Genomic DNA, 25,001 nt, shown 5'->3' on the forward strand with positions numbered 1-25,001 from the left:
TCCCCGCCATCCCCTGTGGGAGGGGGCTTGCCCCGATAGCGGACTGCCAGCCAATAAATCAGTGACTGACCCAACGCTATCGGGAGCAAGCCCCCTCCCACATTGGCTGATCATTGTGCCTGCAACACCTCATCCGCCCGGCCGCCCTCTTCCTGGATCACCAGGTGGATGAAGTGCAGCTTGGCGATCACCGCCGGTGGTAGCACGAACGGGTAGAAATCCGGCTGGCCCATGGCGCGCGACAGCTCATTGAGCATGCCCGCCAGTTCAATCCAGGCGTTAACGAACGACAGGAACGCAGGACCGCTGGGATGTTGGGGGTCATAAAGCGTAGTAAGGGGGAACGGCTGGTAATCCAGGTCCATCTCGCGGGCGCTCATGCCAAAGCCCAGGGCAGTGTCGACGGCGTCCATCATGTGCAAGTAATGAGCCCAGGTTTCGGCCCAGTCTTCCCAAGGGTGCATGGTGGCGTAGGCGCTGACACAGGTTTGCTGCCAGTCAGGACGCGGGCCGTTTTGATAATGCTGGTCAAGGGCGTCGGCGTAACTGGCGCGTTCGTCGCCGAACAGGGTGCGAAAGGACTCCTGCCAGTGGGTATTGGCGATCAGGCGATCCCAATAATAGTGGCCGACCTCATGGCGAAAGTGACCGAGCAAGGTGCGGTAAGGCTCGCGCATCTGCACCCGGATTTTTTCGCGGTGGGCGTCGTCGGCTTCTTTGATGTCGAGGGTGATCAAGCCGTTCGAATGGCCCGTCATCGGGGCGTTGCCTTCCAGGTCGATGCCAACGAAATCGAAGGCCAGGCCGGTGTCTTCGTCAACGCTCTTGGGCACGACGCTAAGGCCCAGGCTGATCAGTTGCGCCACCAACCGGCGCTTGGCGGTTTCTACCTTGCGCCAGCGCTCATGGTTTTCCGGGATCGACAGGTCGGGGATCGTGCGGTTGAGACTACAGGCCACGCACAGCGGTGCGGTGCTGTGGGCCGGAATCAGCCAGTTGCAGGCGGCAGGCGTGTCAAGGTTGGCGCAGCGGCGAAAGGCGCCGGCGTCGAGGTTATCGTCCTGCAGCCAGGTGCCTTCGACGGGGCCGGGTTGCAGCGAGGACAAGCGACTTTGCCGGGGTTGATAGCCCAGCAGCGCTGCGCATGCCAGGCATTGGCTGTTGCGAAAGAATAGGGACTGGCCGCAACGACATTGCCAAACCTTGCTGTTGCGCGAGGATTCGGCCATGAACGGTGCGGCAATGCGCGAACTGAGTTGCTCGAAGTAGCGGAACATGGCGATCTCTTCCTGGGGTGACCAAGACTAGATCAATTCCCTTCGAAGATCGTTCCAAAAATGGGATGACATCCCTATAGGCGTCAGGCGTGCCGACGATGGCACTCCTTGGCGCGCGATCGCCGGCAAGCCGGACGCCTACAGGTGAGGGTCAACTGACTGGAATGTTGTGCGTGGCGAGAAAGGCCACGAAGGCCTCTTCGTCCAGCACCTTCAAGCCTAACTCGCTGGCCTTTGCCAGTTTCGAACCAGCACCCGGCCCGGCCACCACGCAGTGGGTTTTCGCCGAGACGGAACCGGCCACCTTGGCGCCGAGGCTTTCGAGCTTTTCCTTGGCCACGTCGCGACTCATAAGCTCCAGGGAGCCAGTGAGTACCCACGTGTGTCCGGCTTCAGGCAAGCCTTCTACGACCTTTTTCTCGCTTTGCCAGTGCATGCCGAAGTCCTTGAGCTGCTGCTCAATGGCCAAGGCGTGCTGGGCGTTGTCCGGGTTGTCGAAGAAGTCGCGCACGGCCTTGGCCTGCTTTTCGGGCAGCGCCTGGCGCATGTCCAGCCAGTCGGCCTTGATCACGCCTTCCAGGCTGCCGAACTTGTCCGCCAGCTTCTGCGCAGCGCCTGGGCCCACGGACGGTACGTGCAGCTTGTCGAGCAAGCCGCCCAAGGTGGTGCTAGCGGCGAACTCGGCGCTGAGGTCGCCCTGATCCTGCAATTGCAGGCCGCACTTCTCCGGCGACAGCAGTGCGCCAATCACTTCCTGGTTATGGCTGTCTTCAAAGAAGCTGTGGATCTCGTGCGCCACTTCAAGGCCCACGTCGGGCAAGTACGTCAGCACCGGCGGCAACGCCTGCTGCACGCGCTCAAGGGACCCCAGCGAGCGTGCCAGCACTTTGGCGGTCTCCTCGCCCACGTCGGGGATGCCGAGCGCGTAGATAAAACGCGCGAGGGTCGGAGTCTTGCTGTTCTCGATGGCGGCGATCAGCTTCTTGCTGGAGATGTCGGCGAAGCCTTCCAGGTCGATGATCTGCTCGTACTTGAGCGTGTAGAGGTCGGCTGGCGAACCGATGAGTTTTTCATCCACCAGTTGCTCGATGGTCTTGTCACCCAGCCCATCAATGTCCATGGCCCGACGCGAGACGAAATGAATGATCGCCTGCTTGAGCTGAGCGCCACAGGCCAGGCGCCCGACGCAGCGGTACACGGCGCCTTCGCTGACGGTTTCCTTGCCCTTGCTGCGCTTGACCAGTTGAGTGCGCTCCACGTGCGAGCCGCACACCGGGCAGCTCTCGGGAACCGGTACCGCGCGGGCATCGGCCGGACGTCGCTCAAGCACTACGGACACCACTTGAGGGATCACATCTCCAGCGCGTCGGATGATTACAGTGTCGCCAATCATGACGCCCAGACGCGCCACTTCATCCATGTTGTGCAAGGTGGCGTTGGACACAGTCACACCCGCGACCTTGACGGGCTTCAGACGCGCTACCGGGGTGACGGCGCCGGTGCGGCCGACCTGGAATTCCACGTCGAGCAGCTCAGTGAGTTCTTCCATCGCCGGGAATTTGTGGGCGATGGCCCAGCGCGGCTCACGGGCGCGGAAGCCCAATTCACGCTGAGCAGCAATGCTGTTGACCTTGAAGACAACGCCGTCGATCTCATAGGGCAGGCTGTTGCGCCGCTCGCCGATATCGCGGTAGTAGTCGAGGCAATCCTGAATACCCTTGGCCAGCTTCAGTTCATGACTGATGGGCATGCCCCATTTTTGCAACTGCTGCAGGTTCCCGATGTGGGTATCGCTGATGTCAGCAGTTACCTGGCCAATGCCATAACAGCAGAATTCAAGCGGGCGGCTGGCGGTGATTTTCGAATCCAACTGACGCAGACTGCCGGCGGCGGCATTGCGCGGGTTGGCGAAGGTCTTGCCGCCGACTTCCAGTTGCGAGGCATTGAGCCGTTCGAAGCCGGCCTTGGACATAAAGACTTCGCCACGCACCTCCAAGGTCGCCGGCCAGCCGCTGCCGTGCAGTTTCAAAGGGATATTGCGCACGGTGCGCACGTTGACGCTGATGTCTTCGCCAGTGGTACCGTCACCTCGGGTGGCGCCGCGCACCAACTCACCGTCCTGATACAGCAGGCTGACCGCCAGGCCGTCCAGTTTGGGTTCGCAGCTGTACTCCACCTCGGCACCAGCGCCAAAAAGGTCGCCCACCGGCAGGTCGAGGCCTTCAGTCACCCGGCGATCAAACTCCAACATCGTGGTTTCATCAAAGGCGTTGCCCAGGCTGAGCATCGGGATCTCGTGCTTGACCTGAGTGAACGCCGACAACGCCGCGCTGCCCACCCGCTGCGTCGGCGAATCCCGCGTGATCAGTTCCGGATGCTCAGCTTCCAGAGCCTTGAGCTCGTGGAACAGCCGATCGTACTCGGCGTCCGGAATACTCGGCTCGTCGAGGACGTGGTAACGGTAGTTGTGCTGATCCAGTTCAGCGCGCAGTTCGAGGATGCGGGTGTGGGCGGCGGTCATGGGTGTTCTCTCATAAAGCAAAAGAGCAGCCGAAGCTGCTCAAATGTTGGTGCGCTTAATTCTATCGACAACGCTTGAAGCCAAACCTCAGCGTTTCTGTGTCAGGGCGCGACGCTCGAATTCGACGATGCGCTGACGGTAGTGTTCGATGGTCTGGGCAGTCAGGACGCTACGTTGGTCGTCCTTCAGTTCGCCGTTCAACTCCTGGGAGAGCTTGCGGGCTGCAGCCACCATCACATCGAACGCTTGTTTCGGGTGACGCGGGCCTGGCAGGCCAAGGAAGAAGCTCACCGCTGGAGTGCTGAACAGGTCGATGTCGTCCAGGTCGAAGGTGCCGGGCTTGACTGCGTTGGCCATGGAGAACAGCACTTCGCCGTTGCCTGCCATGCTTTCGTGGCGATGGAAAATATCCATCTCGCCAAAGCGCAGGCCGCTTTCGAGGATGTTCTGCAACAGGGCCGGGCCTTTGAAGCCGGCGGCGTCGCGGCAGATCACGCTGATCACCAGCACTTCTTCAGCAGCAGGCTGATCGTTAACCGATTGGCGCGGCGCGTTCTTGCCAACGTTTTCGTCCGGGAAGTCATCGTCACGGCTGCTGAAACTCGGGCCTTCGTCGACGTCGAGGTTCAGGTCGCCCTGATGGGGCTCGGCCACGGCGGCATTGGCGCGCTTGCCACGTTTGGAAGACGGTTCACGGGCTTCACGCAACGGCGCGCTCATCGACGGCAAGTCGTGCTCGTCCAGTTGCGGCTCTTTATGCGTGTCCAGCACACGGGGCGGCCCCAGCAGCTCGGCGCTGCCGTCGTCGTCAGGCAAGTTGGACAGGTTGCGGTCCAGACGGAATTTGAGCTTGCCCTTGCCACCGCGCATGCGGCGCCAGCCATCAAAAAGAATACCGGCAATGACAATAATGCCGATGACGATCAGCCACTCGCGCAGACCGATTTCCATGTAATCCCGTGCCTCTAATAAAAAATGCTGAAAAATAAGGGGTTTAGCACCGTGCAAACCGCTTTAAAACGTGGCGCCAACTCTATGTTCTGACTGACGTTTTGCCCACGCACACGAAAAATTGACATTAAACTAGCACGACCAAAGATAACTTTACACCGTCTGTCAAAATGCCTTGAACAAATATGTCCATTTGCCACTTTCACCTGACCGCTAAATCACCTGACATCGCATGAAAACTATCTGTCATGGCGCAGCTCAGGATTCCACCATCGCCATCGCTTCTTCGACATCCACTGCGACCAAACGCGAACAGCCCGGTTCATGCATCGTCACCCCCATCAACTGATCAGCCATTTCCATGGCGATCTTGTTGTGGGTGATATAGATGAACTGCACGGTCTGGGACATCTCTTTGACCAGTCGTGCATAGCGTCCAACGTTAGCGTCATCCAATGGAGCGTCAACTTCGTCGAGCATACAGAACGGCGCCGGGTTCAATTTGAAGATGGCAAATACCAGGGCCAATGCGGTCAGGGCTTTTTCGCCGCCGGACAACAAATGAATGGTGCTGTTCTTCTTACCTGGAGGCCGCGCCATGATCGTTACCCCTGTATCGAGTAGATCTTCGCCCGTCAGTTCCAAGTAAGCGCTGCCACCGCCGAAAACTTTTGGGAATAACGCCTGTAAACCGCTATTAATCTGATCAAAGGTATCTTTGAAGCGATTACGGGTTTCCTTGTCGATCTTGCGGATCACGTTTTCCAACGTATCCAGGGCTTCGACCAGGTCGGCGTCCTGGGCATCCAGATAACGTTTACGCTCGGACTGCTGCTGATATTCATCGATGGCCGCGAGGTTGATCGCGCCCAGGCGTTGGATACGTGCAGCAATCCGCTCAAGTTCTTCCTCGGCTTCTTTCTCGTTGGCCTGGGAGGTCAGGGTGTTGAGCACGCCGTGCAGGTCGTAGCCGTCTTCCAGCAATTGGTCTTGCAAGGTTTTGCGGCGCACGGTCAAGGCTTGCCATTCCATACGCTGTTGTTCGAGTTGGCCGCGAATCAATTGGGACTGCTGCTCGGCCTGGGTTCGGCGTTTTTCCGCGTCGCGCAATTCGCGGTCGGCGTCTTCCAGGGCGATCTGCGCAGTCTTGAGTTCTTCGTCGACGGTCATGCGCTTGTCGAGCAATTCTTCGAGCTTGAGGCGCAGCTCTTCCAACGGCGCTTCGCCCTCCTCCAGATTGAGGCTCAGTTGCTCGCGCTTTTCGGTGAGGCGTTCGGATTGCATCTCCAGGCGTTCAAGGGCCTGGCGTGTGGAATCATGCTGGGCGCGCAGCGAGCCGAGGCGTACCGCCAATTGGTGCGCGTGATCCTTGTGCTGCCGGGCTTCCTGGCGCACGCGGTCAAGGCGTTCGCGCAAGCTGTCGCGCTGGGCCAGTAGCAGTTCGCGCTGCTCGGTATCGAGGGCCATGCTGTCGAGCGCCTCCTGCAAGTGCAGGCGCGCTTCGCCGATCTGTTCATGTTCCAGGGCGCGTTGCTCGCCCATCTCGGCGACTTCTTCATCAAGACGGGTACGGCGCAGGGTCAGTTGTTCGGCCTTGGCTTTGCTCGCCGACAGTTGCGCCTTCAACTCGCCTTGCTGACGCGCTTCGTCCTGCAACAGACGGCGCAGGTGTTCGCGGCCGGTCTCTTGCTGGCGCTGGGTGGCGCGCAGGGTTTGCAGTTCGGTTTCCAGGCTTTCGAGGGTCGCTTCACGCTCTTCGCGCTCAGCGATCAGGTTGACGATTTCCTGACCACGGGCCAGAACGCCACTTTCCGCTTCACTGGCGCGGCGAACCCGCAAAAAGTGCCGGCCGACCCAATAGCCATCGCGGCTGATCAGGCTTTCGCCGGCTGCCAATTGACCGCGCCGGGCCAGGGCCTGCTCCAGGGAATCCACCGGTTTGACTTGGCCCAACCACGGCGACAGGTCAATGGCGGCCTCGACCTTATCCAGCAGGCTGCCCGGCACCCGCGCACCATCGGCGGCGGGGCTGAGCAAACGCAGATCGCCTTGGGCAAACCCGGCCAGGTCGAAACCGCCAAAGTCATCCACCAGCACTGCTTGAAGATCGGCACCGAGCACGGTTTCCACTGCCAATTCCCAGCCGGCTTCGACCTTCAGGCCTTCCGCCAGGCGTGGCCGCTCTGCCAAATGCTGGTCGCGCAGCCATTCGGCGGTGCCGGTACCTGGGTCCAACGCAGCTTGCTGCAAGGCTTCAAGGGATGCCAGCCGACCATTGAGCCGCTGCAAATCGCCCTGTGCCTGCTGCTGGGCCTGGGTCGCCTGTTGCAACTGCTGACGCAATTGTTCAAGGCGCTCTACTTGCTGTTCTTCGCTGGCTTCCAGCTCTTCCAGCGTCATTTCGCTTTCGGCCAGTTGCTCGCTGAGGTCCATGATCGCGGCGTCTTCCGGATCAGCGGCGAGCAATACGCGCTCTTCCTGCAAACGGCGCTGGCGCTCGGCCAGGCGCTCCATGCTGGTTTCCAGTTGCTGGATGCGCGACTGCTGCACCTCGGCCTGGCGACGCGGCTCGGCGGATTGCAGGTTGAAAGCGTCCCACTGTTCCTGCCAGCCATGCATGGTGGTTTCAGATTCTTCCAGGGCGGCGGCGGCTTCTTCGGCGGCGGCGCTGGTGATTTCCTGCTCTGGGGTGAGCATGTCCAGTTCTTCGCCCAGGGTCAGCAGCAAGGTGCGGTCATGGCCCAGGTGAGATTCGGTCTCCAGACGCGCGCGTTCGGCTTCCTTCAGATCGTCCTGCAATTGGCGCAGGCGCTGCTGGCCGTGCTGGATGCTCTGCTCGACACGGGCGATGTCGCCGCCTACCGAATAGAAGCGGCCTTGCACCAGATTGAAGCGTTCGGACAGATCATGGTGCCCGTCGCGCAGACGCTCGATGCTGGCGTCGGCGTTACGCTGCTCCGCCACCAAGGCTTCAAAACTGATTTCCTGGGTACCGATGATCGCTTCGCGCTGCCCCACTTGCTCATTCAGCGCCTGCCAGCGCAGGGCCGAGAGTTGTGCCTTGAGCTGGCGTTCTTCGCCCTTGTATTCCTGGTATTTCTCGGCCGCCTGGGCCTGGCGGTGCAGGCGCTCCAACTGGCGTTCCAGCTCGTCGCGCAGGTCGGTGAGGCGGGCAAGGTTTTCGTGGGTACGGCGGATGCGGTTTTCGGTTTCGCGGCGGCGCTCTTTGTACTTGGAGATGCCGGCCGCTTCTTCGATAAAGTTACGCAGGTCTTCGGGCTTGGCTTCGATCAGCTTGGAGATCATGCCCTGCTCAATGATCGAGTAGCTGCGCGGGCCCAGGCCGGTGCCAAGGAAAATATCGGTGATGTCACGTCGACGGCACTTGGTGCCGTTGAGGAAGTAGCTGTTCTGGCTGTCGCGCGTGACTTTGCGGCGGATGGAAATTTCCGCGTAGGCTGCGTACTCGCCGATCAAGGTGCCGTCGGAGTTATCGAACACCAACTCGATGCTGGCCTGGCTCACCGGCTTGCGGCTGGTGGAGCCGTTGAAGATGACGTCGGTCATCGACTCGCCGCGCAGGTTTTTTGCCGAGCTCTCGCCCATCACCCAACGGACGGCGTCGATGATGTTCGACTTGCCGCAACCATTGGGCCCGACCACCGCCGCCATGTTACTGGGGAAGTTCACCGTGGTCGGGTCGACGAAGGATTTGAACCCCGCCAGTTTGATGCACTTGAGCCGCACGCTTAGCCGTCCGCCAACGCTGCGATGACCAACGAGCTGCTGCGCTGGCAGTAGGCCGACAGCACCAGGCGAATCTGCGGCACGTCACGGGCCAGTACGGCGGCGAGCAGTTGCTCGAACAGCGCCAGGTACTCGCTCATGGAGGCCTTGCGTTGATCCAGGGCCAAGTAATAAGCGCGGTTCATCGCCGGCTGCAGGTTCTCGACGGTTTCCTGCAGGTACGGGTTGTTGGCAAAGGGGTACGCGGCGCGCATCACGTTAAAGCATTCTTCGACGAAGGCGCGGATGTCCTCACGCTCGAAATTGGTCACCAGGCGCTGCTGGATCTGCACGAACGGCGCCATGTCGGCCTGGGTCTGCCAGCCTTCGGCGACGGCATTGCCGAGCAGGATGTACAGCTCGCTCATCAGCGTGCACAGGCTCTGCACCTTGTGCGCGGTGAGCTCGGTCACGTGGGCACCACGGCGCGGCAGGATCGCGATGAGGTGGCGCCGTTCGAGGATCAGCAAGGCTTCGCGCACGGAACCACGGCTGACATTGAGTGCCAGCGTGACTTTCTGTTCCTGGATGCGCTCACCAGGCTTGAGATCGCCGCGAATAATGCGTTCGGCGAGGTGGTGAGCGATTTGCTCGGCGAGACTGTCCGGCGCCTTGAACGTCATGTTTTCCCTTCAAAATCTTCTATCGGTACAAGCGCGGCAGTGTAGCGCATTGGCTGGCTGATGGCGCTACGCCCACCGTGGCGAATTTGGCATGAAATAAGCAGCGGTTGAGCAGCGTAAGCCCGCAAAAACGCCGGTTCCAAAAGACTGGACCATAATTGAGAGTGTTGCGATCGCATTTTCTTGACCTGCTGGTCAGAAAATCATTGACCGAAAAGTCAGACATGACTAGATTCGGCGAAAAGCGGTTAACAACAATAATGAGTCTGCGAGGCCTTCCGTGATCCAGTTTTTACTCAACCAGGAACTCCGTAGCGAGCACGCCCTGGACCCCAACCTGACCGTGCTCAACTATCTGCGTGAGCACGTGGGCAAATCCGGTACCAAGGAAGGCTGCGCCAGCGGCGACTGCGGTGCGTGCACCGTGGTGGTCGGCGAGCTGCATCGCGACGATCAAGGCGTCGAGCAGATTCGTTATCGCAGCCTTAACTCGTGCCTGACCTTTGTGTCGTCGCTGCACGGCAAACAACTGATCAGCGTCGAAGACCTCAAGCACCAAGGCCAACTGCACAGCGTGCAGCAAGCCATGGTTGAGTGCCACGGTTCGCAATGCGGCTTTTGCACCCCAGGGTTTGTGATGTCGCTGTTCGCCTTGCAAAAGAACAGCGACGCTCCCGACAGCCAGAAAGCCCATGAAGCCCTGGCCGGCAACCTGTGCCGCTGCACCGGCTACCGCCCGATTCTTGCGGCCGCCGAACAGGCCTGCTGCAACAAGCCCCAGGATCAGTTCGACAGCCGCCAGGCCGAGACCATTGCACGCCTCAAAGCCATCGCGCCGACCCAAACGGGCGAGCTCAACAGCGGCGACAAACGCTGCCTGGTGCCGCTGACCGTGGCCGACCTGGCCGACCTCTATGACGCCTACCCCCAAGCCCGCCTGCTGGCCGGCGGCACCGACCTGGCGCTGGAAGTCACTCAGTTTCACCGCACGCTGCCAGTGATGATTTACGTCGGCAATATTGAAGAAATGAAGCGCGTCGAATCGTTCGACGACCGCCTGGAAATAGGCGCCGCCACCGCCCTCTCCGACTGCTACACCGCACTGCATCACGAATACCCGGACTTCGGTGAGCTGCTGCACCGCTTCGCCTCTCTGCAAATCCGCAACCAGGGCACGTTGGGCGGCAATATCGGTAACGCCTCACCCATCGGCGACTCACCGCCACTGCTGATCGCCCTGGGCGCGCAGATCGTGCTGTGCAAGGGCGACGTACGCCGCACTCTGGCCCTGGAAGACTACTTCATCGACTACCGCGTGACCGCCCGCCAGGACAGTGAATTCATCGAGAAAATCATCGTACCCAAGGGCCATACGCTGTTCCGTGCGTATAAGGTTTCCAAGCGCCTGGACGATGACATTTCCGCCGTCTGCGCAGCCTTCAATCTGCAGATCGACAACGGCGTAATCCGTGAGGCACGCGTCGCGTTCGGCGGCATGGCCGCGACACCAAAACGCGCGAAAAGCTGCGAAGCCGCATTGGTCGGCGCCACTTGGAACGCCGCCACCGTGGAGAAAGCCTGCGCCGCCCTGGCCCAGGATTTCACGCCGCTGTCGGACTTCCGCGCCAGCAAGGAATATCGCCTGCTCAGCGCGCAGAACCTGCTGCGTAAATACTTCATCGAACTGCAAACGCCGCACATCGAGACTCGGGTGACCGCTTATGTCTAACCATCACGCCGTGGAAAAAACCCAGGCCGAACTCGCCGAGCTGTTCGCCCAGGACCTGACCTCCGGAGTCGGTCGCAGCGTCAAGCATGACAGCGCCGCCAAGCACGTCAGCGGTGAGGCGCAGTACATCGATGACCGCCTGGAATTCCCCAACCAGTTGCACCTGTATGCGCGCATGTCTGACCGCGCCCACGCCCGAATCATCAGCATCGACACCGCGCCCTGCTACGCCTTCGAAGGTGTGCGCATCGCTATCACTCACGAAGACGTACCGGGCCTGAAAGACATCGGCCCGCTGATGCCCGGCGACCCGCTGCTGGCCATCGACACCGTGCAGTTCGTTGGCCAAGTGGTACTGGCGGTTGCCGCCCGTGACCTGGACACCGCACGCAAAGCCGCCATGGCCGCCGTGATCGAATACGAAGACCTGGAACCGGTGCTGGACGTGGTCGAGGCCTACCGCAAAAAACACTTTGTGCTCGACAGTCATACCCATCAACGCGGCGATTCGGCAGGCGCACTGGCAACGGCGAAAAACCGTATCCAGGGCACTCTGCACATCGGCGGCCAGGAACACTTCTACCTGGAAACCCAGATCTCGTCGGTGATGCCCACCGAAGACGGTGGCATGATCGTCTACTGCTCCACACAAAACCCCACCGAAGTGCAGAAACTGGTGGCCGAAGTACTCGATGTGTCGATGAACAAAATCGTCGTCGACATGCGCCGCATGGGCGGTGGTTTCGGTGGCAAGGAAACCCAGGCCGCCAGCCCCGCCTGCCTGTGCGCAGTGGTGGCGCGCCTCACCGGCCAGCCGACCAAAATGCGCCTGCCGCGTGTGGAAGACATGCTGATGACCGGCAAGCGCCACCCCTTCTATATCGAATACGACGTGGGCTTCGACGACAGCGGCCGCCTGCACGGCATCAACCTGGAGCTGGCCGGCAACTGCGGCTGCTCGCCGGACCTGTCCAACTCGATTGTCGACCGTGCCATGTTCCACTCCGACAACTCGTATTACCTGGGCGATGCCACGGTCAACGGCCATCGCTGCAAGACCAATACCGCGTCCAACACGGCTTACCGTGGCTTCGGCGGGCCCCAAGGTATGGTCGCTATCGAAGAAGTTATGGACGCCATAGCCCGCCATCTGGCGCTGGACCCGCTGGCGGTGCGCAAGGCCAACTACTACGGCAAGACCGAGCGCAACGTCACCCACTACTACCAGACCGTCGAGCACAACATGCTCGAAGAGATGACCGCCGAACTGGAGGCCAGCAGCCAATACGCCGAGCGCCGCGAAGCGATTCGCCTGTACAACGCCCACAGCCCAATCCTGAAGAAAGGCCTGGCGCTGACACCGGTGAAGTTCGGCATCTCGTTCACCGCCAGCTTTCTGAACCAGGCCGGTGCGCTGATCCATATTTACACCGACGGCAGTATCCACCTGAACCACGGCGGCACCGAGATGGGCCAGGGTTTGAACATTAAGGTGGCGCAAGTAGTGGCCGAAGTGTTCCAGGTGGAAATCGACCGCGTGCAAATCACCGCCACCAACACCGACAAGGTGCCCAACACCTCGCCGACCGCCGCTTCCAGCGGCGCGGACCTGAACGGCAAAGCCGCGCAGAATGCCGCCGAAACCATCAAGCAACGGTTGGTGGAATTTGCGGCGCGCAAATACGACGTGAGCGAGGCGGACGTTGAATTCCACAACGGCCATGTGCGCGTGCGTGACCAGATCCTGACCTTTGAGGCACTGATCCAGCAGGCCTACTTCGCTCAGGTGTCGCTGTCGAGCACCGGCTTCTACAAGACCCCGAAAATCTTCTACGACCGCAGCCAGTCACGCGGGCGGCCGTTCTATTACTTCGCCTTCGGCGCAGCCTGCTGCGAAGTGATCGTCGACACCCTGACCGGCGAATACAAAATGCTGCGCACCGACATCCTGCATGACGTAGGCGCCTCGCTGAACCCGGCCATCGACATCGGCCAGGTGGAGGGCGGCTTTATCCAAGGCATGGGTTGGCTGACCATGGAAGAGCTGGTGTGGAACAACAAGGGCAAGCTGATGACCAACGGCCCAGCCAGCTACAAGATCCCGGCGGTGGCGGACATGCCGTTGGATCTGCGGGTGAAGCTGGTAGAAAACCGCAAAAATCCGGAAGACACGGTGTTCCATTCCAAGGCCGTGGGTGAACCGCCGTTCATGCTCGGGATTGCCTCGTGGTGCGCGATAAAGGATGCGGTGGCGAGCCTGGGTGACTATCGCCATCAGCCGAAAATCGATGCGCCAGCGACGCCGGAGCGAGTGTTGTGGGGGTGTGAGCAGATGCGCAAGTTGGCTGCTGCGAAGGTAGTTGAGGCTGATACCGAGATGGCTTCGCTCTAGACCGAGGCGCTGCCATCGGGGGCAAGCCCCACTCCCACATTTTGATCTGTGAATACCTTCAAATGTGGGAGGGGGCTTGCCCCCGATAGCGGCCTGACTGACAACAGTAATGTTGAGGTAAACATGAACAACTGGATCAGCGCCCTCGCCGACCTGCAAAACAGAGGCGAACCCTGCGTACTGGTGACCATCATCGAAGAACTCGGCTCCACGCCGCGCAATGCTGGTTCGAAGATGGTAATCAGCGCCGCGCAGACCTTCGACACCATCGGTGGCGGGCACCTGGAATACAAGGCCATGCAGATCGCCCGCGACATGCTCGCGCGCGGCCAGCAAAACACTCATTTGGAGCGCTTCAGCCTCGGCGCCAGCCTGGGCCAGTGCTGCGGTGGCGTCACCGTGTTGCTGTTTGAACCCATGGGCCAGGTGCAGGCGCAGATTGCGGTATTCGGCGCAGGTCACGTCGGCCGCGCGCTGGTGCCCTTGCTGGCGAGCCTGCCGTGCCGGGTACGCTGGATCGATTCCCGCGATCAGGAGTTCCCGGAACATATCCCCCAGGGCGTGCGTAAAATCGTCAGCGAAGAACCGGTCGACGAAATTGCTGACTTGCCGGCGGGCAGTTATTGCATCGTCATGACCCACAATCACGCGCTGGACCTGGAACTCACCGCCGCCCTGCTCAAGCGCAATGACTTCGCCTACTTCGGCCTGATTGGCTCCAAGACTAAGCGCGTCAAGTTTGAACACCGCCTGCGTGACCGTGGCTTCGACGCCGCGCAGTTGCAACGCATGCGCTGCCCCATGGGCCTCACCGAGGTGAAGGGCAAATTACCGGTAGAAATCGCCATCTCCATCGCCGGCGAAATCATCGCCACCTATAACGCTAATTTCGGCCAGCACACCGCGAGCGCCGAACCCATTGCCAAATTGCTGCCGGTGTCACGCCGCAGCCAAGCCACGAATTGAGATAACCATGCCTTTGACTCGCAAAGCCTACCGTGCCGCCATCCTGCACAGCATCGCCGACCCCGCCATCGTTGGGATCGAAGCGTCCTATGAGTATTTCGAAGACGGCCTGCTGGTGATCGACAACGGCCAGATCAGCGCTGTCGGCCATGCTGGCGACCTGCTGCCGACCCTGACGGCCGACATCGAAGTCACCCATTACCAGGACGCGCTGATCACCCCAGGCCTGATCGACACCCATATCCACCTGCCGCAGACCGGCATGGTCGGTGCTTATGGCGAGCAGTTGCTGGACTGGCTCAACACCTACACCTTCCCGTGTGAAAGCCAATTTGCCGACAAGGCCCACGCCGACGAAGTCTCGGATATTTTCATCAAGGAACTGCTGCGCAACGGCACCACCACGGCGCTGGTGTTCGGCAGCGTGCATCCGCAGTCAGTGAACTCATTCTTCGAAGCGGCCGAGAAACTCGACCTGCGCATGATCGCTGGCAAAGTGATGATGGACCGCAACGCGCCGGACTACCTCACCGACACTGCCGAAACCGGCTACCAGGAAAGCAAGACGCTCATCGAGCGCTGGCACGGTAATGGCCGTCTGCACTATGCCGTCACGCCGCGATTCGCACCGACCAGCACGCCGGAACAACTGGCATTGGCCGGGCAACTGCTGGGCGAGTACCCGGACCTGTACATGCAGACGCACATCAGTGAGAACAAGCAGGAAGTCGAATGGGTGAAGGAGTTGTTCCCGGAGCGCAAAGGCTATCTGGATGTGTACGACCACTACAACCTGCTGGGCGAGCGTTCGGTATTTGCCCACGGCGTGCACCTGTGTGATGACGAGTGCGCGCGGCTGGCAGAGACGGGCTCGGCGGTAGCGTTCTGCCCGACGTCGAACTTCTTCCTCGGCAGTGGGTTGTTCAACCTGCCAATGGCCGAGAAGCACAAGTTGAATGTGGGCCTGGGCACTGATGTGGGCGGCGGCACCAGTTTCTCGCTGCTGCAAACGTTGAACGAAGCGTACAAGGTCATGCAACTACAAGGGGCGCGGTTGAGCCCGTTCAAATCGCTGTACCTGGCGACCCTCGGCGGAGCGCGTGCACTGCGCCTGGAGGACAAGATCGGCACGTTGCAGCCGGGCACGGATGCGGACTTTTTGGTGCTGGATTACAACGCCACGCCGTTGCTCAGCTATCGCTTGAAGCAGGCGAACAACATTGCCGAGACGTTGTTTGTGCTGATGACGCTGGGGGATGATCGGACGGTGTTGCAGACCTACGCTGCCGGCCAACTCGTGCACCAACGCTGATCTCAACCGCTACACAAAACCAAACGTGGGAGGGGGCTTGCTCCCGATGGCAGTGGTTCAGTTAGTCATGTGTTAACTGATCCAGCGCTATCGGGAGCAAGCCCCCTCCCACATTTGTTTCCGGGTGAAACGGGGAAATTACAGTTTGACCGAAGAACGCCCCGGCTTTTTGGTCTGGAGCAAATGCGAAAACACCGCATGCAAATCATCCGACGCACTTTCCTCGTCGAGGTTGAGCTTGCTGTCGATGTGATCCATGTGATGCATCATCAAATTCACCGCCAGTGTCGCGTCCCGCGCTTCAATCGCGTCGATCAACTGGGTGTGCTCATCATACGAACAGTGCGAGCGGTTGCCGCTTTCGTACTGGGCTATGATCAGTGAGGTCTGGGACACCAGGCTGCGCTGGAAGCTGATCAGCGGCGCGTTCTTTGCCGCTTCGGCCAGCTTGAGGTGGAATTCGCCGGAGAGGCGGATACCCGCACCGCGATCACCACGGGAGAAACTGTCGCGCTCGTCGTTGACCATCTGGCGCAGCTCGGCCAGTTGTTCGGCGGTAGCATGCTGCACCGCCAACTCGGTGATCGCCCGCTCCACCAGGCGCCGTGCCAGGAACACTTGGCGCGCCTCTTCCACGCTTGGACTCGCCACCACAGCGCCGCGATTGGGCCGCAGCAGCACGACGCCTTCATGGGCCAGGCGCGACAGTGCGCGACGAATGATGGTGCGGCTTACGCCGAAGATTTCGCCCAGTGCTTCTTCGCTCAATTTGGTGCCGGGCGCCAGGCGTTGTTCGAGGATGGCCTCGAAGATATGCGCATAGACGATATCGTCCTGGGTTCCGCTGCGACCGGCCTTGCCGGCTCGCGGTTGTTTCTTGAGAGGTTGCAACTGTTCGTTCATGGGCACTCGGGTTTGGAGAACGGCGGCGAATTAACGGTAATACGGCAAGCGAGGGTCGCTGGCAAGTATCACCTAAAAACACGGCACATTGTACACAACCCAATGCGCCAACACACTGTACGGCTGATTGCGCCGGCGGCTGTATTGCAATGACTAGTTACGTTTGAGTTTAGGCTTGAATCTGCGCCATCACCGGCAAATACCCAGGTAAAAGGAACACCTCTCCATGACCGAAGCCACTCAAGCGCCTTTGCGCCCGCTGGCCGACACTTCTCCATCGGCCATCGTCGCGGGTTTCATTGCGATGATGACCGGCTACACCAGTTCCCTGGTGCTGATGTTCCAAGCCGGGCAAGCCGCCGGCTTGACCACTGCGCAGATTTCCTCATGGATCTGGGCAATTTCCATCGGCATGGCGGTGTGCAGCATCGGCCTGTCCCTGCGCTATCGCACACCGATCACCATTGCCTGGTCCACGCCTGGCGCGGCGCTGTTGATCACCAGCCTGGGCGGCGTGAGTTATGGCGAAGCCATCGGTGCCTATATCACCTGTGCGGTGCTGGTGACGATCTGCGGGCTGACCGGCAGCTTTGAAAAACTGGTCAAACGCATTCCTGCCTCACTGGCGGCGGCCTTATTGGCAGGGATCCTGTTCAAGATCGGCAGCGAGATTTTCGTTGCCGCGCAGCATCGCACCGGCCTGGTGCTGGGGATGTTCTTCACGTATCTGATCATTAAGCGTCTGTCGCCACGTTATGCGGTGCTGGCCGCGCTGGTGATCGGCACCGCGCTGTCCGGGGTGATGGGGCTGTTGGATTTCAGCGGCTTCCACCTGGAAGTCGCGACGCCGGTCTGGACCACGCCGCACTTCTCACTGGCCGCGACGATCAGCATCGGCATTCCGCTGTTTGTGGTGGCAATGACTTCGCAAAACATGCCCGGCGTCGCCGTGTTGCGCGCCGACGGCTACAACGTGCCGGCATCACCACTGATCACAGCCACCGGCCTGGCCTCGCTGGTACTGGCACCTTTTGGCTCCCATGGCATCAACCTGGCGGCGATCAGCGCAGCCATCTGCACCGGGCCCCATGCCCACGAAGACCGCAACAAACGCTACACCGCGGCCGTGTGGTGCGGGGTTTTCTACGGGATTGCTGGCGTGTTCGGCGCCACGTTGGCGGCATTGTTCGCAGCATTGCCCAAGGAGCTGGTGCTGTCGATTGCGGCATTGGCGTTGTTTGGCTCGATCATCAACGGCTTGAGTATCGCCATGAATGAGCCGAAGGAACGGGAAGCGGCGCTGATCACCTTTATGGTCACCGCGTCAGGCTTGACGTTGTTTTCCATCGGGTCGGCGTTCTGGGGGATTGTGGCGGGGGTATTGACGCTGCTGATTCTGAACTGGCGCAAGGCATAAAAAAACGGCGACCCTCAGGTCGCCGTTTTTTTCAGTATCACTTAGCCGCGTTGATCGGCTTTTCCGGATACCACACGTCCAGCAACGGGCTGACTTCAGCCTTGGTCAGCTCGGAACGGGTTTTCAGCCAGGCTTCAACAGCAGCGCGCTGCTCTTCGGAGACCGAGCCACGCTTCTGCAGGCAAACCAGACCGAAGTCATCGCCGCCGACATAGCCCAGACCGTTGGCTTCCATGGCTTCTTTGATGAATGCTTCGAGGAAAGCGTCGATAGCTTCTTCACTCAGGCCTTCGTTGAAGTCCAGGTTCAGTTCGAAACCCAGCTCTTGAAATTCATCAACGCACAGTTTTTTGCGCAGACGCTGGGAACGGTTAGTCGCCATTGGAACAATCCTCATAAGTAATAACGGGCGGCACTTTAGCAGTTTAAGGCGACGATTGCCCGACTCTCTGGGACAGGCGGCACTTTGCCTGTAAAAAAAACGCTGATTTCCAGCTATGGTTCAGCCACAAGCGCGCCCACCTTGGGGCATAATGCCGACACTTTCATGACCAATGAGGGATTTTTCCTATTTACCCCTCGCCTTTTTCACCCTCCTCAGCAGTAGGGTTTCATTTCTTATGATCAAATCTTTACGTTCAGTCTTGCTAGCCGGTCTCCTCTTGCCACTGGCCCTCAGCGCCACAGCTGCCCCAGTCAATAACACCCTCCCCCCGAATGTTCAGCAGGCCCTGGCCAAAGCCAAGCTGCAAAACACCGCGCTGTCACTGGTGATGATCCCCCTGAACGGCCCTGGTACCCCCACCGTCTTCAACGCTGACGTCTCGGTAAACCCCGCTTCCACCATGAAGCTGGTTACCACCTACGCCGCCTTGGAAATGCTCGGCCCCAACCACCAGTGGAAAACCGAGTTCTACACCGACGGCACCCTCAGCGGCGGCGTGTTGCATGGCAACCTTTACCTCAAGGGCGGCGGTGATCCCAAGCTGAATATGGAAAAACTCTGGCTGTTGATGCGCGACCTGCGCGCCAATGGCGTACAGCAAGTCACCGGCGACCTGGTGTTGGACCGTGGCTTCTTTATCCCGCCACAACTGCCGGAATTCAATGACGACGGCAACGACGAGAACAAGCCCTTCTTGGTTAAGCCCGACGCCCTGCTGGTCAACCTCAAGGCCCTGCGCTTTGTGACCCGCAACGACTCAGGCCGTGTGATCGTATCGGTGGAGCCGCCGATCGCCAGTATTCGCATCGACAATCAGGTCAAGGTTTCCAACGCCAAGCAATGCACCGGCGACGTGCGCTACAACCCGGTCACTGCCGCCGATGGCAGCGTGACGGTCACCGTCAGTGGCCAACTGGGCGACGGCTGCAGCTCCCAGACGTACCTGTCGCTGCTCGACCATGCCACCTATACCGCCGGCGCCGTGCGGGCAATCTGGCAGGAGTTGGGCGGCAGCATCCAGGGCCGTGATATCCAGGCACCCGTGCCCAAGGATGCCAAGGTGTTGGCCCGCGCATTCTCGCCGGACCTGGCGGAAATCATCCGCGACATCAACAAATACAGTAACAACACCATGGCGCAGCAGTTGTTCCTGAGCCTGGGCGCGCAGTTTCGCAACGATGCCGACGGCGACGACGCCAAGGCCGCGCAACGTGTAGTGCGTCAGTGGCTGGCGAAAAAAGGTATCACTGCACCACATCTGGTGATGGAGAACGGCTCCGGGCTGTCCCGTGCCGAACGGGTCAGCGCCCGCGAGATGGCCGCGATGCTGCAAGCCGCCTGGAAAAGCCCTTACGCTGCCGAATACATCAGTTCGATGCCGATTGCCGGCACCGACGGCACCATGCGCAAACGCCTGAAGACCACTGCGATGCGCGGCGAAGCCCACGTCAAGACCGGCACCTTGAACACCGTACGCGCCATTGCCGGGTTCAGCCGCGACAACAACGGCAATACCTGGGCGGTGGTGGCGATTCTCAACGATCCGAAGCCATGGGGCGCTTCGTCGGTGCTGGATCAGGTGCTGCTGGACCTGTATCGCCAACCTAAATTGGCGGCTTCAGCCCCAGTACTCTGACGCTGAACTGGGGCCTGTGGTGAGCGGCTTGCCCGCTCACCACAAAGGTCACTCAACACAGCGGCGTCGCCTCTACCCGATCCCTGCCCGCCTGCTTGGCTACATAAACGGCCGAGTCGGCGCGCAGCAACAACCCATCAATGCCTTCGTCGATCCGCCAACTGGCCACACCAAAGCTGGCAGTGACGATGCCCACCGCGTCCATAGGCTCGTTGCGCAGCGACTGCCACAATTCCATCGCCAGGCTGTAGGCCTGTTCGCCACCGGTGTTGGGGCAGAGCACCATGAATTCCTCGCCACCCAGCCGACAGAAGACATCGGAACGACGCAAGCGTTGGCCGATGCGTTTGCACAACTCCTGTAACACCGCGTCGCCGACCGCGTGACCATGCTTGTCGTTGATGCGCTTGAAGTGATCGATATCGAGCATGATCACCGACAATGCCCCGCTGGTCCGATTGAGCCTCACCATCTCGGCCCTGAGTCGGTCCTGAAAATAGCGTCGATTGTGAATTCCGGTCAGGGAATCAGTGATGGACAGTGCGCGTAGCTCCTCTTCAACCCGCTTCAAATCGGAAATGTCCGACACGTAGCCATGCCACAGCGTACCGCCACCCGGTAACTCTTCCGGTGTGGCTTCGCCGCGAATCCAGCGCAGACCCCGTTGTGGCAACTGCACCCGGTACTCTTCGCGCCAATGGCTCAACTGCAACGCCGACAGGCGAATCGAGGCTCGTACCCGCTCCACGTCCAGCGGGTGGATACGCTCGAAAACTTTCTTCGCGTCCTGCTGCAACACACCGGTTTCGATTTCATAAATGTCGCGCATACCATCGCTGGCATAGATGAACCGCCAGTTTTCGCGGGGTTCCAGGGTGAACTGGAAGATACCGCCGGGCACATGGGCGCTGAGTTTCTTGAGCAGGCGGTCACGGGCCGCCAATGCTTCGTAAGCGCGTTTTTGCTCGGTAATGTCCAGGTAAATCGCCAAGTGCCCGATCCACAAACCGTGATCATCCAGCAACACAGTGGCCAGCATGTTCACAGTCAACTGGCTGCGATCCTCGCGCACCAAGGTCCATTCCCGGGCTTCGTGCAGGTTATCCGGGCTCTCGACCAGCATCGCCTGACTGGCAGGGATTCGCTTGCCCAAGGCCACGCTCAGGCTAGCTGCACGGGCTTCCAGTTCCGACGCCAAGTGCAAGCTTTCCAGGGTCAACTTACCCACCACCTGCTCGGCTGAGAACCCGAGCATTTGTTCGGCACCGGCATTGAAGGTGTTGATGACGCCGCGTAAGTCGGTGGCAATGATGGCGACCTGGGTCGCCGCATTCAGCACGCTGCGCAGTTGGCCATGGGCACCGCGTAACTCCTGCTCACGCAGGCGCAACTGCACGGTACGCTGTTCCACCAGCTTCACGGCGCGCTGGCGTTGGCTCACCAGCACATAGAGCAAAGCGCTGAGCAACAGGCTGAGCAACCCGCCCATCGTCAGGATCGTGATCAACGAAGAATGGTTAGTCTGGTCGAACACCTGGCTCGGACGCAGGGTCAGGGCATAAACGTGGTCCCCCAAGGTAAGACGGCGCGCACCGATCAGGTCGCCGTTTGCCACGCTATTGCTCGATTCGTAGAGCACACGTTTCTGTAGGTCGGAGGTATCGACGATCTGCATCACCAGGTTGTCCCGTTCCGGCTTGGGCAAGCCGTCAGCTACTAACTGGCGCATGCTGATCACGGCCATCACGTAGCCAAAGGGCTCATGCTGGGACTGCTCGGAAGTGGACAGGTGACTGACCGGCGCCACCAGCAATACGCCAGTGGCATAAGCAGGCTCAACGCCTACCAGTTGCATGGGCTGGGAAACCGCCAGCTTGCCGCTTTTTTGTGCGCGCTCAAGGGCTGAGCGCCGCAGGGGCTGGGCCAGCAGATCAAAACCCAATGGAGAGCCCAGCAGACTTTGAGTCTGGCTGTAGAGCACCGGCACGTATTCATCACGCTCAGGCGCCGGGGCCAGTTCTCCGGCGCTATTTAACTCACGGATGACAAAGGGCGCACCACGCTGGCGGGACACCTCTTGTTCGAACTGGCTGCGTTGATCGCGAGACACGCGCGGCGCCCAGGCGTAGGCCCGGGTGCGCAATAGCAAAGGCTGGGCGAAACCATCGAATTCTTCACGGGACACGTCGTCGGAATTGACGAAGAACCGCCGCAGGCTGTTCAAGCGCTGTTCCTGATCTTCGAAGCGTTCCTGCAGGCGGGTATACCGCTCGTTGACCAGCAACTGGAAACGCTGGCGCACCTGTTGTTGATAGAGATCGAAGGACGCCCAGGCGACGATGAGCGTCAGGGTACAGCCCGCCAGAAACACCACCAATGCCACCAGCCAAGCCGACGCCTGTTCACTGATAAAGCCTAGGATTTTCGGGCGAACGGCTTGCATCGGCATAAGCAACACTCACAACGCCAGCGTGCGGGGGTGTCACTTTGGCTAGGCCTTAAGTTATAGCTATCGGCCCAGAGTTTGACCAGCGTAAAAAAGCCGCAAGACCGGATTAAACCAGGCTTGCGGCTTCAGGCTGTTGGTTAACCGCGAGCGGTGATTTTCCAGGCCCGATGGATCTTGGCGTTGCGCGCAAAATCCGGATCGATGGTCTTGTCGCTGATTTCCTCGACCGTGTAGCGCTCGCTGAGGTTTTCCTCCAGCGCGAACTTGCGGAAGTTGTTCGAGAAATACAGCACACCACCCGGTGCCAGGCGTGCCATCGCCAGGTCCAGCAACTGCACGTGGTCACGCTGCACGTCGAAAATGCCTTCCATGCGCTTGGAATTGGAGAAGGTCGGCGGGTCGATGAAGATCATGTCGAACTCATCGCGGCTGGCCTCCAGCCAGGCCATCACGTCACCCTGCTCCAAGCGGTTCTTGTCGGAGAACCCGTTGAGGGAGAAGTTGCGACGCGCCCAGTCCAGATAGGTCTTGGACAGGTCGACGCTGGTGGTGCTGCGCGCGCCACCCTTGGCTGCATGCACACTGGCGGTGGCGGTGTAGCAATACAGGTTAAGGAAACGCTTGCCGGCCGCTTCCTTCTGGATACGCATGCGCATCGGGCGATGGTCTAGGAACAGGCCGGTGTCGAGATAATCGGTGAGGTTGACCAGCAGCTTCACGCCGCCTTCACTGACTTCGGTGAACTTGCCTTGGGCGCTCTGGCGCTCGTACTGCTTGGTGCCGCTCTGGCGCTCACGACGCTTGACCACCACGCGGCTCTTGTCGATGTTCAGCGCCTGAGGGATCGCCGCCAGCGCATCGAACATACGTGCAGAGGCTTTTTCCGGGTCAATGGACTTCGGCGCGGCATATTCCTGCACATGCACCCAATCGTGGTACAGGTCGATGGCCATGGAGTATTCGGGCATATCGGCGTCGTACACGCGATAGCAATCCACCCCTTCACGCTTGGCCCACTTGCCCAGCAGCTTGAGGTTCTTCTGCAGGCGGTTGGCGAACATCTGCCCGCCTTCGCTCAGGCGCGCCTGCTCGACCACAGGAGCCGGGGCTGGCTTGATCGGGTTGCCGTTCTTGTTGTACTGGCGCTCTTGTGGCTCGACCGGGGCTTGGTCGTAAACAGCCTGCTCACGTTCAGCCTGGCGCTGTTCCGGGGTACGACGCTCGCCGGTAACGAACTGATCCGGGTTGACCTTGATCAGCAGCAATTTGCACGGCAACGCGCCGTTCCAGAACGAATACTGCTTGTGGCTGCGAATGCCCATGCGCTTGCCCAGGTCCGGTGCGCCGGTGAACACCGCGGCTTCCCAGCCCATGCAGGCCTGGCGCAGACGCTCGCCGAGGTTCTGGTAGAGGTACAACAGGCTGGCTTCGTCACCCAGACGCTCGCCGTAGGGCGGGTTGCAGATCACCAGGCCTTTCTGGTTCTGGTCCGGGCGCGGCTCGAAGGTGCCGACTTCGCCCTGGTACACCTTGATCCAATGGCTCAGACCAGCACGCTCGATGTTGTTGCGCGCGGGCTGGATCAGACGGGGGTCAGCCTCGTAGCCACGCACCCACAGCGGGGTTTTGTTCATGCCGATGGCGGCACGTTCAGTGGCTTCTGTATGAAGTTTCTTCCACAGCGCCGGCACGTGGCCAAGCCAGGTGGTGAAGCCCCACAGTTCGCGGTTGAGGTTGGGGGCCATGTCGGCGGCAATCATCGCGCCTTCGACCAGGAAGGTCCCCACACCGCACATCGGGTCAGTCAGCGCGCCGCCTTCGGCAGCAATACGCGGCCAGCCGGCACGAATCAGGATCGCCGCCGCCAGGTTTTCCTTCAACGGCGCCGCGCCCTGCTGCAGGCGGTAGCCGCGCTGGTGCAGGCTGTGGCCGGAAAGGTCGAGGGACAGGATTGCTTCGCCACGGTCCAGGCGCAGGTGAATGCGCAGGTCCGGGTTGATCTTGTCGATGGACGGGCGTTCGCCGGTCGGGGTACGCAGCTTGTCGACGATCGCGTCCTTGACCTTCAGCGCGCCGAAGTGGGTGTTGTCGATGCCCGAACCGTGACCGCTGAACTCCACCGCCAGGGTGCCGTCGGAGACCATGTGGTCGGCCCATTCGATGTCCAGCACGCCGTGGTAGAGGTCTTCGGCATCCTTCATCGGGAAGCGCTTGAGCACCAGCAACACGCGGTTGGCCAGGCGCGACCAGAGGCACAGGCGATAGGCGGTTTCCATGTCGGCCATGCCGCGCACGGCCGAGGTGTGCTCGCGGGCTTCCTCAAGGCCAAGCCCGACGGCTTCCTCGATCAGCAGGCCTTCGAGGCCCTTGGGGCAAGTGAGGAAGAGTTCAAAACGGTCCGACATGGGGCATTCCAGGCTTTTCAGCAATAAATGAACGGGCGACGCATCGCCGGTTCGGTTTTCAATCAAGCACTTTTCTCGAAGAGTGCTCGCGTGGCACGAATGTGCCGTCCCACCCCGTCTAACGGGCCCTTGAGCCTTTATTGACGGGGCAGAGTGATTTTTTTAAGCAACAAAAAGAAATATTCCGAC

At 60.4% G+C, this 25,001-nt stretch carries 15 protein-coding genes; 6 read left to right on the top strand and 9 right to left on the bottom strand.

Annotated elements, in window-relative coordinates; translation table 11 throughout:
• Window positions 1-110: 110 nt before the first annotated feature.
• The 5 genes from LRO94_RS21080 to LRO94_RS21100 form a co-directional block, all read right to left on the bottom strand.
• Window positions 111-1,277 (bottom strand): zinc-binding metallopeptidase family protein, encoded by a 1,167-nt coding sequence (locus LRO94_RS21080; RefSeq protein WP_095185358.1) that lies wholly within the window; start codon window positions 1,275-1,277, stop codon window positions 111-113.
• Window positions 1,278-1,428: 151 nt separating this feature from the next.
• Window positions 1,429-3,798: an NAD-dependent DNA ligase LigA gene (gene ligA, locus LRO94_RS21085; RefSeq protein ID WP_032887635.1), complete on the bottom strand. Its 2,370-nt coding sequence runs from the start codon at window positions 3,796-3,798 to the stop codon at window positions 1,429-1,431.
• An 87-nt stretch (window positions 3,799-3,885) separates the two neighbouring features.
• On the bottom strand, window positions 3,886-4,749 hold the full coding sequence (gene zipA / locus LRO94_RS21090; protein WP_032887633.1) for a cell division protein ZipA: 864 nt from the start codon (window positions 4,747-4,749) through the stop codon (window positions 3,886-3,888).
• Window positions 4,750-5,007: 258 nt separating this feature from the next.
• Window positions 5,008-8,496, bottom strand: a complete 3,489-nt coding sequence (gene smc / locus LRO94_RS21095) for a chromosome segregation protein SMC (RefSeq protein WP_179180023.1) — start codon at window positions 8,494-8,496, stop codon at window positions 5,008-5,010.
• Between the two features lie 2 nt (window positions 8,497-8,498).
• Complete coding sequence (locus LRO94_RS21100; RefSeq protein ID WP_032887629.1) at window positions 8,499-9,158, bottom strand: GntR family transcriptional regulator; 660 nt, start codon at window positions 9,156-9,158, stop codon at window positions 8,499-8,501.
• Between the two features lie 280 nt (window positions 9,159-9,438).
• Between LRO94_RS21100 and xdhA the strand changes: the two genes are divergently transcribed.
• The 4 genes from xdhA to guaD all read left to right on the top strand — a co-directional run bounded on the left by xdhA (window position 9,439) and on the right by guaD (window position 15,557).
• On the top strand, window positions 9,439-10,887 hold the full coding sequence (gene xdhA, locus LRO94_RS21105; RefSeq protein ID WP_122764546.1) for a xanthine dehydrogenase small subunit: 1,449 nt from the start codon (window positions 9,439-9,441) through the stop codon (window positions 10,885-10,887).
• Window positions 10,880-13,279 (top strand): xanthine dehydrogenase molybdopterin binding subunit, encoded by a 2,400-nt coding sequence (xdhB, locus tag LRO94_RS21110; RefSeq protein WP_032887626.1) that lies wholly within the window; start codon window positions 10,880-10,882, stop codon window positions 13,277-13,279. Before xdhA ends, xdhB begins: the two co-directional genes overlap by 8 nt.
• A gap of 123 nt (window positions 13,280-13,402) precedes the next feature.
• Window positions 13,403-14,245 carry a xanthine dehydrogenase accessory protein XdhC gene (gene xdhC, locus LRO94_RS21115; RefSeq protein ID WP_099602947.1) on the top strand — a complete coding sequence of 281 codons (843 nt, stop codon included), beginning with the start codon at window positions 13,403-13,405 and terminating at the stop codon, window positions 14,243-14,245.
• A gap of 7 nt (window positions 14,246-14,252) precedes the next feature.
• Window positions 14,253-15,557: a guanine deaminase gene (guaD, locus tag LRO94_RS21120; RefSeq protein WP_179180022.1), complete on the top strand. Its 1,305-nt coding sequence runs from the start codon at window positions 14,253-14,255 to the stop codon at window positions 15,555-15,557.
• Between the two features lie 138 nt (window positions 15,558-15,695).
• Here guaD and LRO94_RS21125 read toward each other — a convergent pair whose 3' ends face one another.
• Window positions 15,696-16,460: a GntR family transcriptional regulator gene (locus LRO94_RS21125; RefSeq protein WP_017134778.1), complete on the bottom strand. Its 765-nt coding sequence runs from the start codon at window positions 16,458-16,460 to the stop codon at window positions 15,696-15,698.
• Between the two features lie 226 nt (window positions 16,461-16,686).
• On the opposite strand from LRO94_RS21125, the gene LRO94_RS21130 reads away from it, so the two are divergent.
• Window positions 16,687-17,877, top strand: a complete 1,191-nt coding sequence (locus LRO94_RS21130; protein ID WP_095185353.1) for a benzoate/H(+) symporter BenE family transporter — start codon at window positions 16,687-16,689, stop codon at window positions 17,875-17,877.
• 37 nt (window positions 17,878-17,914) lie between these two features.
• Here LRO94_RS21130 and LRO94_RS21135 read toward each other — a convergent pair whose 3' ends face one another.
• Window positions 17,915-18,259 (bottom strand): YggL family protein, encoded by a 345-nt coding sequence (locus tag LRO94_RS21135; RefSeq protein ID WP_016979277.1) that lies wholly within the window; start codon window positions 18,257-18,259, stop codon window positions 17,915-17,917.
• 238 nt (window positions 18,260-18,497) lie between these two features.
• On the opposite strand from LRO94_RS21135, the gene dacB reads away from it, so the two are divergent.
• Window positions 18,498-19,958: a D-alanyl-D-alanine carboxypeptidase/D-alanyl-D-alanine endopeptidase gene (dacB, locus tag LRO94_RS21140; RefSeq protein ID WP_032887618.1), complete on the top strand. Its 1,461-nt coding sequence runs from the start codon at window positions 18,498-18,500 to the stop codon at window positions 19,956-19,958.
• A gap of 52 nt (window positions 19,959-20,010) precedes the next feature.
• On the opposite strand, the gene LRO94_RS21145 is transcribed toward dacB, so the two are convergent.
• Window positions 20,011-22,407, bottom strand: coding sequence for a sensor domain-containing diguanylate cyclase (locus LRO94_RS21145; protein WP_122757034.1), 2,397 nt, complete (start codon window positions 22,405-22,407; stop codon window positions 20,011-20,013).
• Between the two features lie 137 nt (window positions 22,408-22,544).
• Window positions 22,545-24,812 carry a bifunctional 23S rRNA (guanine(2069)-N(7))-methyltransferase RlmK/23S rRNA (guanine(2445)-N(2))-methyltransferase RlmL gene (gene rlmKL / locus LRO94_RS21150; RefSeq protein ID WP_032887613.1) on the bottom strand — a complete coding sequence of 756 codons (2,268 nt, stop codon included), beginning with the start codon at window positions 24,810-24,812 and terminating at the stop codon, window positions 22,545-22,547.
• Window positions 24,813-25,001: the final 189 nt, after the last annotated feature.

This window comes from Pseudomonas sivasensis, from assembly GCF_021391435.1.
Taxonomy (GTDB): domain Bacteria; phylum Pseudomonadota; class Gammaproteobacteria; order Pseudomonadales; family Pseudomonadaceae; genus Aquipseudomonas; species Aquipseudomonas sivasensis.

Excerpts from the sequence above, each read along its gene's own strand:
- LRO94_RS21080 (WP_095185358.1), bottom strand. The coding sequence starts at position 1,277 with ATGTTCCGCTACTTCGAGCAACTCAGTTCGCGCATTGCCGCACCGTTC.
- ligA (WP_032887635.1), bottom strand. The coding sequence starts at position 3,798 with ATGACCGCCGCCCACACCCGCATCCTCGAACTGCGCGCTGAACTGGAT.
- zipA (WP_032887633.1), bottom strand. The coding sequence starts at position 4,749 with ATGGAAATCGGTCTGCGCGAGTGGCTGATCGTCATCGGCATTATTGTC.
- LRO94_RS21100 (WP_032887629.1), bottom strand. The coding sequence starts at position 9,158 with ATGACGTTCAAGGCGCCGGACAGTCTCGCCGAGCAAATCGCTCACCAC.
- xdhB (WP_032887626.1), top strand. The coding sequence starts at position 10,880 with ATGTCTAACCATCACGCCGTGGAAAAAACCCAGGCCGAACTCGCCGAG.
- xdhC (WP_099602947.1), top strand. The coding sequence starts at position 13,403 with ATGAACAACTGGATCAGCGCCCTCGCCGACCTGCAAAACAGAGGCGAA.
- guaD (WP_179180022.1), top strand. The coding sequence starts at position 14,253 with ATGCCTTTGACTCGCAAAGCCTACCGTGCCGCCATCCTGCACAGCATC.
- LRO94_RS21125 (WP_017134778.1), bottom strand. The coding sequence starts at position 16,460 with ATGAACGAACAGTTGCAACCTCTCAAGAAACAACCGCGAGCCGGCAAG.
- LRO94_RS21130 (WP_095185353.1), top strand. The coding sequence starts at position 16,687 with ATGACCGAAGCCACTCAAGCGCCTTTGCGCCCGCTGGCCGACACTTCT.
- LRO94_RS21135 (WP_016979277.1), bottom strand. The coding sequence starts at position 18,259 with ATGGCGACTAACCGTTCCCAGCGTCTGCGCAAAAAACTGTGCGTTGAT.
- dacB (WP_032887618.1), top strand. The coding sequence starts at position 18,498 with ATGATCAAATCTTTACGTTCAGTCTTGCTAGCCGGTCTCCTCTTGCCA.
- LRO94_RS21145 (WP_122757034.1), bottom strand. The coding sequence starts at position 22,407 with ATGCCGATGCAAGCCGTTCGCCCGAAAATCCTAGGCTTTATCAGTGAA.
- rlmKL (WP_032887613.1), bottom strand. The coding sequence starts at position 24,812 with ATGTCGGACCGTTTTGAACTCTTCCTCACTTGCCCCAAGGGCCTCGAA.